Origin of the sequence: Pseudohoeflea suaedae (assembly GCF_004354915.1) — a bacterium.
Classification (GTDB): domain Bacteria; phylum Pseudomonadota; class Alphaproteobacteria; order Rhizobiales; family Rhizobiaceae; genus Pseudohoeflea; species Pseudohoeflea suaedae.
In genome coordinates this window covers 846,702-859,825 of record NZ_SMSI01000001.1, presented here as the reverse complement: position 1 = coordinate 859,825, position 13,124 = coordinate 846,702, and the positions used below count along the sequence as shown (strand labels likewise).

General features: G+C 62.4%; 12 protein-coding genes. 2 read left to right on the top strand and 10 right to left on the bottom strand.

Translation table 11 applies throughout. The annotated features are described in order from the left end of the window. Window positions 1-54 precede the first annotated feature (54 nt). Entirely contained in the window at window positions 55-2,274 is a 2,220-nt protein-coding gene (locus E2A64_RS04035; RefSeq protein WP_158285676.1) for a GumC family protein, read from the bottom strand. Window positions 2,275-2,861: 587 nt separating this feature from the next. Here E2A64_RS04035 and E2A64_RS04030 point away from each other — a divergent pair. Next, a complete protein-coding gene (locus tag E2A64_RS04030) occupies window positions 2,862-4,190 on the top strand; it encodes a lipopolysaccharide biosynthesis protein (RefSeq protein ID WP_244598136.1) in 1,329 nt (442 codons plus the stop codon). Between the two features lie 3 nt (window positions 4,191-4,193). Here the strand turns inward: E2A64_RS04030 and E2A64_RS04025 are convergent, their stop codons facing one another. The 3 genes from E2A64_RS04025 to E2A64_RS04015 all read right to left on the bottom strand — a co-directional run bounded on the left by E2A64_RS04025 (window position 4,194) and on the right by E2A64_RS04015 (window position 7,164). Then, window positions 4,194-5,078, bottom strand: coding sequence for a DUF6492 family protein (locus tag E2A64_RS04025; RefSeq protein ID WP_133283128.1), 885 nt, complete (start codon window positions 5,076-5,078; stop codon window positions 4,194-4,196). Window positions 5,079-5,106: 28 nt separating this feature from the next. Next, the gene (locus E2A64_RS04020) at window positions 5,107-5,907 is read right to left on the bottom strand and encodes a WecB/TagA/CpsF family glycosyltransferase (protein WP_244598134.1); all 801 of its coding nucleotides are present in this window, start codon (window positions 5,905-5,907) and stop codon (window positions 5,107-5,109) included. 84 nt (window positions 5,908-5,991) lie between these two features. Next, window positions 5,992-7,164: a glycosyltransferase gene (locus E2A64_RS04015; RefSeq protein ID WP_342210779.1), complete on the bottom strand. Its 1,173-nt coding sequence runs from the start codon at window positions 7,162-7,164 to the stop codon at window positions 5,992-5,994. A gap of 151 nt (window positions 7,165-7,315) precedes the next feature. Between E2A64_RS04015 and E2A64_RS04010 the strand changes: the two genes are divergently transcribed. Continuing rightward, a complete protein-coding gene (locus E2A64_RS04010; protein ID WP_244598133.1) occupies window positions 7,316-8,302 on the top strand; it encodes a glycosyltransferase family 2 protein in 987 nt (328 codons plus the stop codon). Between the two features lie 16 nt (window positions 8,303-8,318). On the opposite strand, the gene E2A64_RS04005 is transcribed toward E2A64_RS04010, so the two are convergent. From E2A64_RS04005 to flhA, 6 genes are all read right to left on the bottom strand, one after another. Beyond that, complete coding sequence (locus tag E2A64_RS04005) at window positions 8,319-8,846, bottom strand: hypothetical protein (protein ID WP_133283125.1); 528 nt, start codon at window positions 8,844-8,846, stop codon at window positions 8,319-8,321. Further along, window positions 8,843-9,223 (bottom strand): hypothetical protein, encoded by a 381-nt coding sequence (locus E2A64_RS04000; protein WP_133283124.1) that lies wholly within the window; start codon window positions 9,221-9,223, stop codon window positions 8,843-8,845. The genes E2A64_RS04005 and E2A64_RS04000 overlap by 4 nt, the downstream gene beginning before the upstream one ends. Continuing rightward, window positions 9,220-9,792 (bottom strand): rod-binding protein, encoded by a 573-nt coding sequence (locus tag E2A64_RS03995; RefSeq protein WP_158285675.1) that lies wholly within the window; start codon window positions 9,790-9,792, stop codon window positions 9,220-9,222. The genes E2A64_RS04000 and E2A64_RS03995 overlap by 4 nt, the downstream gene beginning before the upstream one ends. Before the next feature lie 73 nt (window positions 9,793-9,865). After that, a complete protein-coding gene (locus E2A64_RS03990; protein ID WP_133283122.1) occupies window positions 9,866-10,270 on the bottom strand; it encodes a hypothetical protein in 405 nt (134 codons plus the stop codon). After that, on the bottom strand, window positions 10,270-11,028 hold the full coding sequence (fliR, locus tag E2A64_RS03985; RefSeq protein WP_133283121.1) for a flagellar biosynthetic protein FliR: 759 nt from the start codon (window positions 11,026-11,028) through the stop codon (window positions 10,270-10,272). The genes E2A64_RS03990 and fliR overlap by 1 nt, the downstream gene beginning before the upstream one ends. Continuing rightward, the gene (gene flhA, locus E2A64_RS03980; protein ID WP_133283120.1) at window positions 11,025-13,112 is read right to left on the bottom strand and encodes a flagellar biosynthesis protein FlhA; all 2,088 of its coding nucleotides are present in this window, start codon (window positions 13,110-13,112) and stop codon (window positions 11,025-11,027) included. The genes fliR and flhA overlap by 4 nt, the downstream gene beginning before the upstream one ends. Window positions 13,113-13,124 lie beyond the last annotated feature (12 nt).

Here is a 13,124-nt window from a genome sequence, read left to right as displayed (position 1 = left end):
GGCCTGGCGCTTTAATTGCAACCAGTGCCCATCCAGGAGTTCGGACGGATCGCCTCAGGCGCTGCGGCGATGGGTGCGGCGGTCGATCCGGTGACGCAATTCGCGCATCTGCGACCGGATCCGGCGGATCTCCTCGTCCGAGCGATGGTCCTCGGAAAGATCGCGATCCGCGGCAGCAGCCGCGGCGCCGACAGGCTGGGCCGGAGCATGTGGCTGTGCCACCCCGGCCTGCGGCGCGTAGGGCTGAGCGTGTTGCGGCATTGCGGGATAGGCCGGCTGGGCATAGGCGGCAGGATGGGGCCATGGCGCGCCGTGGAACCAATGCGGCTGCGGGGCCTGAACCATCATCGGATGCAGCGGATAGGGCTGATAAGCCGGATAGGCGGGAGGAGCCGGATAGGCGACCGGATAGGCCTGCTCCGGTTGCGCCTGCATCTCCTGCGGATATGCCGGATGGAAGGCCGGCTGAGGCTTGTGGGCAGGCTGCGGCGGCTGGGCAGGCTGCGGCGCCTGGGAAGGCTGCGGCGTCGGGGCAGGCGCGGCCCTGGCGACCTCGGGCTGCTGCCATTCGGGTGCGGCGACAGGCTCCGGTTCGCGGGCGGCAGTGACACTGGCGGCGGTCGATCCGGTGGCGGTGGCGGCGGCCACATGTCCCTGCTCCCGGCGTGCCGCGACATGGCTGGCGGCGCCCGAGTCCGGTGCAGGCGAGTACGGAGATCTGCGCCCGCCTCGCGGCGCGCCGGGCCCATCATCGGGCAGTAAGCCGCGGAGAATCTCGAGGAAACCGAGAGCCAATGCAATGCCGACACCCGCCAGCGTGCCGAGGATCGCGCCAGCAATGGCGATCAGCTTGCGCGATGGCCCTGCAGGATCGAGGGGCGGTTCGGCGGCGGAGATGACACGCACGTTCTGCGGATTGAGATTGCCGCGCTCGCTGGTCTCGCGCGACCGCTTGAGGAAGCTTTCGTAGATCTCGCGGGTGGCACTCGCCGTGCGCTCCAGTTCGCGCAGGGTGACCAGTTCTTCGGAATTGTCGAGCGACTTCGTCTTGGCAACAGCCAGCTGGCTCGACAGTTCCTGTTCGGTTTCCACGGCACGCTGAAGTTCGGCCTGCGACGACGCCACGATGCGTCGCAGTTCGGAGCGGATCTGCCCGCGCAGCGACGCAAGCGATGAATCGGCCGCGACATATTTCGGGTGGAGGGGTCCCAGGCTGGAGGCGAGAGAATCGGCGTTGGACTTGGCCTGAGAATATTGCTTGCGCAGTTCAAGCAGGTTGGCCGACAGGAACTCCTCGGGAAACGCCCCGTCGATGACGTCGTTGACGTCGGCCTTGGCGAGATTTTCCGCCTTGACCCGGACCGAGACCTTCTGGGCAAGCGCATTGGCGCGTTGCTGGTTGAGCGCGACGACTTGCTTGTCGTCGATGAGTTCGCCGCCGACGCCGACGAGATCGTTTTCGGCGCGAAAGTTCTCGACTGCCCGCTCGGCTGCATTCAGATCGGAGCGCAGGGAATCGAGGCGGGAATCGAGCGCCTCCGATGTTCGCTCCATCAGGCCGGACTGGGCGGCGTCTTCGGAAGCGAGATAGGTGTCGACCAGCGTGTTGGCGATGAGGGTCGACTTGTCCGCATCACGGGTGGTGACGCCCACATTGATGACGAAGGTCTGCGGGTCGCGCGAGATGGCCAGCGCCTTGCCGAGGGTGTCGATCGCCTCGGTCTCCATCTCGTCATTGACTTCGCTGCCGGAAAGCAGCTGCCTGATGAGCGCAATGCCGCCCGCAATCCCTCCTGCGGTAGCCGAACCGTTGAATTCCGGGTCACGGATCAGATTAAGCTTGTCGACCACCTGCGACAGCACGTGGTTCGAAGACAGGATCTGGATCTGGCTGTCCGCCAGTGCGATCATGGCCTCGGTCGACAGGTTCTGATTGCGCAGATCGTCTTCGGTGACCCGGATTTCACGCGGGTCGATGAACATCTTGGTCTCGGCATAATAATGGTTCGGCGTGCTCAGCGCGATCAGCACGCCGGCAATCGCTCCGATAACGGTCGTCGAGACGATAAGCCGGCGATGACGCCAGACGGATGCGACGAGAACCCCGATATCCACCAGGGGGCGGTCATCGTCGTCATCGTAATAGCGTTCTGCGCGCGGGTAGCTCTCACGCGGCACGCTTTCCTCGTAGCTTCTCCTGACAGGCCCGGCTCGCGGTGCGGCTTCGGCTCGCCGCTCATATTCCGGCTCCGGCGCGCGATATGGCCTCGACACGTTCTCGGGATTGTCTCCCGCAACGGGTTCCTCACTGCGCCGGCCATCACCGGCGAAGGTCAACATGCTGGCAATGTGATTGCCGAAAGAGCGCCGCTGCGTGTGTTTCCGACCCTCGGGCGCGGGCGTCTCGTGCGGGGACGTCCTCGGTTCGGAGTACGAGGCTTCCGGACCATAACCGGCTGGTCGCGTGGAAACACGCGCCGCTCGCGGTTCCGCGCCGAGCAGCGAGCTGGACAGCGCCGGCTTTTCAGGACGGCCCTGCCCGCGCGATGAGGCTGAAATACGTGCGCCACCCGACGAACCGGCCCCCTGATCGAGCAGGGATCCGCGTCCGCCGCGCCTATTTCTGTCCTGATCGGAGTCCCACATCGCGGTCGGCTAGGCCTTCAAAGAATTTCACATTGGTTAACCAAACCTATTCAGACATAGATAATAAAAGGTTAATACCGGGCCGCGCGCAGCGAAAACAGCCTTGCAAATCAGCCTCGTCAGCAAGGCCATCGAACCTGCGGAATTGCTGGTTTCCGGACGGTCGATCGCGCCGTCATACCGCGAATTAACACATGTGATGTAAACCGAGATCCATGACGACGGGGATCGACCACGAGGAACATGCTTCCATGCACGGGGAAACCACACGGTTTTCGCGCGTGATGGCGTTTGCAACGGATAATCGCACGGCGATCCGGGCCTATCTCTCGATGATCGGCGGAACGGGGGGCAGGCTCATCATCTCGATGGCCTATTTCATTGCCGTCGCGAACACTCTGTCGATCGCCGATTTCGGCCTGTTTGCCACGGCCTCCGCCTGCGGCGTGATGCTCTCGCGATTGCTGGCCTTCGGCTTCGTCTCACCGCTCTACCGGATCGCGACCGTCAAGCAGCGGCTTCTGGGCACCTATACGGCCGGGTTTCTCGCCGGGCTCGTCCTGTCGCTGCCCGTCGTGGCGCTGGCAAGCGTGGTGACCTTCTACATCGTCTTCCACGGCGAGATCACGATCGGCGTCTTCGCCCGCATCTTGATCGCCGAGATCCTGTGCTGGCGGATCATGGAGATCGTCGTCATCGTCTCCTACGGCATCAACCGCTTCGGCGCGGGTTCGCTGCTGGTCGTGTTCGCCACCGCTCTCAAGGCGCTCGCCGCCCTCGCCTTCGCCTATTCCGGAACCGATGCGCTGGCGGCCTGGAGCTGGTGGTATCTGTTCGCCAACGGCCTTGCAGCCATGATCGCCATCATCTTCTACTACCCCCGCGTCAGGCTACGCTGGTCGCCGCGACTGTATCTCAGGCGCTGGATCGATGCCGTCTCGGTGGCAGGCGCCGAAATGCTGTTCTATGTCCAGTCCGAACTCGACAAGGTGCTCGTTCTCACGTTCGGCGGGGCGGAGGTCGCCGGCATCTACGCGATCATCATGCGGCTCGTCGATCTGACCGCCCTGCCGGTCCGATCCTTTCTGACGCTCCTCGTCCAGCGCCTGATGCGCGCGCCGGCGATCATCGAAACGCTCAAGGTCCGCGCCGGTCTCGAAGCCCTGGTAGCCGGCGTCTCGATCGCCGGGCTTGTTGCGCTCGTCGCCATGCTCTGGGTCTTCCCGAAACTGCTCGGTTCCAATGTTGCCGAGGCGACACCGCTTCTGGTCTTCGTGCTCGCCGTCCCCGCACTCCGGAACCTGCTCGAATATCACTCCGAACTTCTCTACGGGACGGGTCGAACCGTCGTCCGCACGGCGATCCTCGCGCTCCTGGGCGCGGCCAAGGCCGGGCTCTTGGCGATACTCCTGACACAGGGACTGCCCACGCAGAGCTGGGTCGGCCTCATGAACCTCGTGTTCCTGGTGCTTTACCTGATTTCAGCGATCGTGACCTACGGCGCGCTTGCCTACAAGAGCGAGACACGCCGCCGGGTGATCTGAGGCTCAGAGCGCAGGCGCAGCCGGCAGTCCCAAGGCAAGCTCGCGGATGTCGGAAAGCGGATGTCCGACGAAGGATTGCACCGCGATCGCGATCTGGTCGTCGGAGAGGCCGCGCATGAACTCGACCAGTCCCGCGCGGTTCTCGGAAAAGATACCTTTTTGCCACAGGACATGACAGAGCGGCCGGGGATCGTGAGAGTGCCCCGCTCCATCCAGGACCTCATCGACGAAACGCCCGTAGATCATGCACTCGGAGATGTCGCGCGACGACATGACCGCGCGCAACCATCCGGTACCCGAAATCCTTTCGATATGATCGAGCAGCGCGCGCGCCGTATCCACCCGCCAGGGGATCGCGGCGGTGATGTAATCATGGGCAAAGCCTGGATCGCGCGGCAGACCGAGCAGGTCCCCGGCATGGGCAATCCAGCGCGGATGATCGGAAGAGACAGTCCCCTTCCCGTCTTCGACCCTGTAAAACCGCATCCTGCCGTCGAACCAGAGGCTCGCCGGGTCGAAAGGCCGGACGATGACCACTTCGGAATCGATCGATAGCAGCGTATCGGCCTCGATATGGCGCGCGAGCGCGAGGCGGCGCAACTGCTGCGCATGCCAGCCCCGCAAAGGCAGTGTGAACGGGGTCGGCCAGATGCGGCGGCTGGAACCGAGGGGATCGGGAAAGGAGCGTAACCAGGCGGGGAAAAGCTCGGCCTCGCTGACGACGCTGCGACGCTCACCGGCAAATTGCCGGAACAAGTCCACATCCCGCCGCTCGACGAGCAGATAGTGATGCCAGTTGCCCGAAAAGAAGCGATCGATGGTTTCGCAGAGTAGCCTGCATCTTTCGAAATCGCCGACATAGGATGCCGTCATGATTGCCGTCTTCATGGCCGCTTCCCGATAAGATGCGACGGTCTTATTCCGCCGCAGAAGTTTCAACTCGATCGTGCGTCAGTCTGTAACGGAACACACGGTAGATAAAAAGCGGATTGCCGACAATATAGCGGTGCCAGAGGCGCCCCGGTTCGACAAGCAAGCGAAAAACCCATTCGAACCGCAAATCCCGCACCCATTGCGGCGCGCGGCGAACCTGTCCGGACACGAAATCGAACAGGGCTCCGACCCCCATCACCAGACGACCGTGTTCAGGCCCGATATTGCTTTTGATCCAGAGTTCCTGCAGCGGGCTGCCCATCGCGACCAGGGTGAAATCGGGGGCGAAGGCGGCGAGATCCTGCTTCACCCTTTCGCTCCCCTCTTCACCGAAGTAACCGTCGGAAATCGCGCGAAATTCGTGCCAGGGCGCCAACTTCTTGAAATTGATCGCCGCCTGTTCGACTGCCGCGGCACTGCCCCCGATCAGGGCCACCCGCAGCGGGCGATCAATATGGAGGAGCAGCGCAGGGATGAAGTCGGTCCCGTTGAGATTGGCGGGGAATGCCTCACCCGCAATGGCCTTTGCGGCGATATCCATGCCGATGCCATCGGGCAGAAGCATGTCGGAGGCGGCAAGGGCCTCACGATAGCCGGCATTGCCGTAGGCGATATTGGCATTGTTGGCGTTGAGGAAGTTGACGATCCGCTGTTTGCAGCCTGGCCGGAGTCCGGAATCGAGCACCTGCAGGGCATCCTCCCAACCGAAGGCTGTCACGCGCATTCCCAAGACATCGCGATAGTTGCCAGACGTCTGCATCAAGGTTCCCGAAATCAAGATCAAGCTCGCCTATTCAAGCGTTAGCAAGCTTTTAAAAAGGATGAAGCGCGGGTTGGGGAATGAGGGTAAGGATATTTTAGGATTCCATTAACCGTGCGACAATCGTTCGATGCCGATTGCAAGCGCCGCAGTCAAGCCGTTGAGTTGCGATTCATGGAAGGCGCGACCGTCCACGTCAAGATTTTCACCGGAACGCGCACGGTTGACCAGATCGATGAGCGCCTCGGCAAAGCCAGCGTCGTCGTCGGCGACCCTGCAATTCGCCGGCGGTTCGGCGATGCCGCGGACCGAGCTCCGCGTCGCCACCGCCGGAATTCCGAGTTCGAAGGTCTCGATGGACTTGAGCTGAACCCCCGTCCCCACCCGCGAAACGAGCGGAACGACCCGAACCGAACGAACGAAGTCGCGCGCATCCGGCACCCGGCCCAGAAACCCGACATTGGCGGACATGCCTGCGGGAGTATCCTCGAGACCGCCTGCGACAGCGATTTTGAAATCAGAAGGGAGGCGCGGCACGATCCTTTCGAGAAACCAGTCGAGGCCCGCACGATTGGCTGCCCATGTCCATGAGCCGACGAGGCCGACATCGAACTCCGGGGCGCGTGACGCGGGAGGAGCCGGCGGCTCGATAGAGGTCACCAGCGGCAGGACGCCGGAACGATCCGGCCCCGGGACCCCGAGAGCCGCCCTGTCGGCATCGGCGAGCGTGAAGACATGGTTCGCGAGCGCGCAGAGCCTGGTCTCGACGTCGCGCAACAGCCGCGCCTCGCGCGAAAACAGGAACCGCGACGACGGGCTGCCGGCAGTCGAGGCGTTCTGCGCCGCCGAGGCCGCTTCCACATTATGCGCCACATAGAGGCAGGGCGAAGAGCTGAAAAGGTCGAGAAAGGCGCCGGGAAGCTGGACGGAATTCAGCACGATACCGTCGAACGGTCCGACGGAGGCGAGCGCCTGGCGCAGCTGGCCGCGGCTTGCCGCATGCATCTTGGCCACCGAGACAGGCTCGCCATGGCGAAATGCGGAAGCAAGCCACCGCAGCTTCTGTGCCGCGCCGACCTTTGCATTCGTGACTTCCAGCTCGCCGAGAAGCACCGTGTTGTCGCGATCCGCCACCGCAGCGCCCGGCTGCAGGAATCCGATGACCGAGACATGATGGCCCATCAGGCGCAGGGCATCGACAATGACGCGATTGGCGATATCGTAGCCTGAGCGGGGCTCGGTGACGGGGACCAGCGATGTGACGAATACAAGGTGCAGCATTGTTGCCGTTCATAGAAACATGTTTTCTCCGGTAGTACCACCGAGGCCTGAAGGCGCTCTTAACTTTGAGGGACAGCGTCCTGCCCCTGTCCTTCAGGCAATCTTCAGCATTTTCTGCTGTTCTGGGATGAACAACAGACCGGATGAAGCCGTGAGCCAGCCCCTCGACAAATCGATCGCCTTCCGCTCCGAGCGCCTCGACGCGCCAACTGTCACGCATGTGATCACACTGCCCACATTCCGTCGCCCGGTCCATCTCGTCGAGACGCTGGAATCGCTGGCGCGGCAGAAGACCGACATCCGTTTCGCCGTCATCGTGATGGAAAACGATGCCGATGGGATGGAAGGCGCCGAGGCCGCCAGAGCATGGTTCGAAAGCGCGCCGGTCGACGGCATGGTTGTCGTCGCGCACCGTCGCGGCAATTGCCACGCCTACAATGCCGGCTGGGAAACCGCGCTGTCGGAATTCGAGAATTTCACTCACATAGCCGTCATCGACGATGACGAGATCGCCACGCCCGACTGGCTTGCCCTGTTATCGAACACAGGGATGACGACGGGCGCCGATATTATCGGCGCTCCCCAGCTCCCGGTCTTCGAGGATCCGCAGCTTGCACCGCTGGCACGCCATCCGGTTTTTACCCCGCCTTACGGTCAGACGGGCCAGGTGCCCATTCTCTATTCATCGGGCAATGTGATGATCGCGCGGCGCGTGCTCGAAACCATGCCGCGGCCGTTTCTCGATCCCGCCTTCAATTTCATCGGCGGCGGCGACAGCGATTTTTACCGGCGCTGCAGGGCGAAGGGCTTTTCCTACGGCTGGTGCCAGGAAGCACCGGTCATGGAGACCGTGCCGGCGCGGCGCGGGGAGTTTTCCTGGCTGAATGCCCGTAGCCTCCGCAACGGCGCGATTTCGACCATTATCGACCAGCGGCAAAACCCCGGCATGTCGTCCCGGGTCCGGATCCTGGCCAAATCCCTGGCACTTCTGGCAACCTCGCCGTTCCGCGGACTGAAGCTCTATGCCAAAACCGGTTCACCGGTCATCGCGCTCTATCATGCACAGGTTGCCTGGGGGCGGCTGATGGCGGAATTCGGCAAGGTCAACGAGCAATACCGAAACCCGGAAGCCAATTGAGCGCCCAGACCGATTGTCAGTGGCCTGCGTCAGGGCCTGTCTCGCCGACGCGCTGCTGGGACTTGGACATCGACCGCTCGCCCCTCTGATTGTTGGCGCGAATGTCGGCCTTCGACAGGAAATCGATCTGGTCGATGATGATGTCGTGGAACACCTCTTCACCGATACGCTCGTTGATGGCGGTCTTGACGTGTTCCTTGAAGGCATCGATGTCGAACTGGTCGAGGTGGTTGATATCGATTTCCTTGTTGCCGACCAGTTCGGTGTAAAGCGCATCGGTGACAAGCTGGTCGGCCGGAATGGTGAGCCGGTCGAGATACCCACCGTCGACCGTGAAGGCCAGGCGCGTCAGGAAGTAGCCTTCCACGCCGTCCTTGCCGAGTATCGGAACGGAAATGATGTCGCCACGCACGGTTTCCAGACCACCGAGGAAATCCGGGACCTTCTCGGTGACGGGATCCTCATTGGTCACCTGCACCGAGAAATAGACCGATGCCAGGGTCACCAGACAAACCCAGATTCCGACACCGAAAAGTTTGATCATGACAGGTCGTAGGCCAGGAAGTCGTCAGCGGAATAGGTTCCGTCGGCTTCCGCCTCTGTGGCCACGTCCCTGAGCATTTCGGCGACTTCGCGCACCGCATCCATGTGCGCCTTGACCTTGAGCGTGTTGATCTCGAGCTTCTTGCGGATATCTCCGAGCTGAGCTTCGGCTTCCTTGCCGATCCTGCGGGTTCCGCTATCGCGCATCAGGACCGACATCTCGTACAGACAGCGGCTCTTGATCGCGTTCGTCCGGCTCAGGTCGAAAGTCTTGTCCTTGCCGAGCTTGGTGTTTTCCTCGTCGAGCACTGCTTCGAGGCGACCGAGCAGGCCGCCCAGCGAATGCTCACGCGCGCCATGTCCATGTGAAAGGCTCATAGGACCTTGCCTCCCTTATCCTTGGCATGATCACCGATACCGGTCACGTCGTCCAGAATTGTCATCTGCACTTCGCTGACCAGGTTTGCCGTTTTGTTAACAACGGATTCGGAAAGCGCTCCGGCCGGCACAACGAGATTGGCTGCCTGCTTGGCCATCCGCTCGGCGATACCGATGCCGCCGCCCTCGGAAATCACCTGGCCGATCTTGTCGGCCATCATGCCCTTCCAGATGTCGCCGGCCGTGCCTTTGCCGTAGACGTCTTCATTGTCCGACGGCAGCATGGACTGGACGAAGTTGCCGAGCACCATGGCTTCGAACTTGCGGTAGGCTTCCGGCACCTCGACTTCGCTCGCCGCGGCTTCGAGCCGTGAGCGCAGATCGACGAGGCTCGCGCTCGTGTCGCCACGAAGATCGGCCACCTCGGTGGTGAATCTGTCGGTCGCAGCGCTCGCCCGTGCCTTCGTGGCGGCGGCAGCGGCGAGCATGTTCTCAGCCTTGCGCGCGGCTTCCGGACTGGCCGCATTGACCACATCCAGAACCAGGTCGCTGGGCACCGAAATCGCCATGTTTCCTCCGAATACGGTCCCGAGAACGGATGCGGTCCTCCGCATCCTGTTGCCGTACAATCGCAGATGAAACTTACGCTGGGCTTGAGCCGCCTTTTCCCGCCAGGGCCGAGTCGAGAAGGTCGAGAAGACCGTCATCCTCTGCCGCGCGCTCCTCGACAAGCGATGCGTCGCGAGCCTGGTCGTCCAGCCTGTCTGCCTTGGTCTTTTCCATGAGGATGCGCTTTTCCTGCATGGCCTGCATGCCGGTCAGCCTCCGGTCGCGGTTCTCGAGGCCCGAAAAGCGTTTCGAGTAGTGTATCGACATCGACTGGTGCAGCGGCGACAGGGAGCCCATCGCGTCAACGATGGCGGAGCGGGTGTCCTCCACGATCGCCCGCTCCCGCAGGATGATACCGAGTTCCATTTCCGCAACCCGCTCCAGCTGACGCTGGACCCTGACCAGGCGCTTGAGCTTGTCGGCGCGACTGTCGCTCATCAGCCCGCCCCACCGGTAAAGAGCGTGGCGAAGGCATCGACGAACAGCGAGAAGAACTCGATCGACCCGAAATAGAACAGAAGCATGCCGCCGAACAGGATGAACGGGATCGAGATGAAGTAGACCGGGATCTGCGGCGCAAGCTTGTTGACGAAGCCGATCGCCAGATTGAACACCAGGCCGTAGATGATGAAGGGGCTGGCAAGCCGCAGCATGACCATGAAGGTGGAGGACAGGGTGTCGGTGAGCGTCACCAGCGCCATGCGGGGGGCAAACCCGTCGCCCATCGGCATGAAACTGTAGGATCCCATCAGGGCGCGGATGACCATGTGATGGAAATCGGTGAGAAAGAGGATGAGCAGGCCGGTGAAGGTGATCAGGGAGGTCATCTGCCCCTCCTGTTCGCTTTCCGTCACCGACATGCCGCCCGAGGTGTTGAAGCCGATCACCATCTGGATGGCCGTGCCGGCAAACTGCAGCCCGAGCACGATGTAGCGCGCGATCATGCCGAAGGCGACGCCGATCATCAGTTCCGATCCGATCAGGTAGAGATATTCCGAGCCCGGGTTCTGGACACGGGGATAGATGGTGTCCCAGAGAAGCGGGGTGAGCGCCATGGAGACGGCGAGCGAGAGGAACAGCCTGATCTGCAGCGGAACGCGGAAGCTCGAAAAGCCGGGCAGAACCATGATGCAGCCGCCGATCCGGCAGAAGGCCGCAAAGACGGCGAGCACCGATCCTTGCGGATCTTCTATCACGCGACAGACCCGATGATCTTGATTTCGGTGCCCTTGGCCAGTTCGACATGGGAGAGAACCGGCAACGTGGCGAATATGCGCTCGATGATCATGCGTACATAAGGGCGCGCATCGGGCGCGGTGACAAGTACGAAGGGCTGCCCCTTGTCCATGTGTCCACGGATAACCTCGGTCGCCTGCTCGGTGAACTCCTCGAGCTGGCGCGGATCGATGTCGAACTCGACGATCTCGCCCTTCGGATCGCGCTTGAGCGCCTGATGGAACGCCAGATCCCACTTGCTGCCCAGCCGAACGACATTTAGCACGCCGTTGCGGGCGATGTCGCCACATATCTGCTGCGACATCCGGATGCGCACATGCTCGACGATGGCCTCGGTCTTGCGGACGTGGGGCGCCAGTTCGGCCACGGCTTCGAGAATGAGGTGAAGGTTGCGGATCGAGACGCGCTCGGCCAGCAGCAGCTTCAGCACGGCCTGGAAACCGGAATAGGTCATGTGCGAGGTGCAGATTTCGTCGGCGAGCTTGCGGTATTCGGTATCGAGACGATCGATGAGCACCTTCATGTCCTTGTAGGAAAGAAGCTGCGGGAGGTTGTTGCGGATCACCTCGCTCAGGTGGGTGAGGACCACCGAGACATTGTCGATCGGCTGGAAGCCCTCGCGCTTGAGATCGTCGGCGAAGGATTCGGGCAGCGACATGGCCGGAAGGCCGAAAGCCGGTTCGCGCAGCTCGTCGCCCGGAAGGCTCGGCCGCCGCTTGCCTGCGAGAACGACCATCACGTCGCCGACGCGCAATTCGTTTGCCGCGATCGTCGTGCCGTGAATACGGATATGGTAGCTCTTGTCCTTGACGCCGAAGTCGTCGGTGACCTTGATCTCGGGAACGACGAAACCGTATTGCGAGGCGAATTTCTTGCGCATCTTGGAGACACGGAAAGCGAGTTCCTCGTGGCTTCCGAGGAGGCGGGCTGCGACCTGCTTGCCGAGCACGAGTTCGATCTCGGCCGTTTTCAGGATCGATTTGACGGAATCCTTTTCCTTGCTCTTCTGTTCCTGCTCGGCCCGATGCACTTCCTGCGCCTCGGCACGCGCCGCGGCATCGCGACGGCGAGGAATGATCCAGCTCGCAAACGCCAGACCACCCGCAAGCGCGGCAAACGGAATGAAGGGCAGACCCGGCATAAGGGCAAGCACGGCAAGCAGGCCGGACGCAGCGAAGAGCGCGCGCGGATAGGCGCCGAGCTGATCGATGACGGCTTCGTCGGTCGAGCCGAGCTGACCGCCGCGCGAGACCAGAAGACCTGCGGCAAGCGACACGATCAGCGCCGGAATCTGCGAGACCAGGCCGTCGCCGACCGACAGCCGGACGAAGGCGTCGGCCGCCTCGCCAACCTGCATGTCGTGGCGGGCATAGCCGATGACGATGCCGCCGAACATGTTGATGCCGGTGATGATGAGACCGGCGATCGCGTCCCCGCGGACGAATTTCGAAGCACCGTCCATGGACCCGAAGAAGGAGCTTTCCTGCTCGAGTTCGGTCCGGCGATGGCGCGCATCCTTTTCGTCGATCAGGCCCGCCGACAGGTCGGCGTCGATCGCCATCTGCTTGCCGGGGATGGCATCGAGGGTGAAGCGCGCGCCCACTTCCGCGATGCGGGTGGCACCCTTGGTGATCACGATGAAATTGACCGTCACCAGGATGAGGAAGACGATGAGGCCGATGACGAAGTCACCCGACATGACCATCTGCGAGAAGCCGCCGATGACATTGCCCGCAGCCTCCGGGCCCAGGTGGCCTTCCGACAGGATCACGCGCGTGGTGGCGATATTGAGCGAAAGCCGCAGCATCGTGGCAATCAGCAGGATCGTCGGGAAGGACGAGAAGTCGAGCGGCCTGCGGATCCACAGGGCCACCATCAGGATCAGAACCGAGAAGGAAATGGAGAATGCCAGGCCGACGTCGATGAGGAAGGTCGGGATCGGCAGGAAGAGAACCGACAGGATGACGACGATGCCGAAGGCGAAGCCGAGATCCTTGCCATGGAAGCCTGCCTTTGGAAGGGGCACTGCCTGAGTCTCGGCCATGTCGTTTCATCT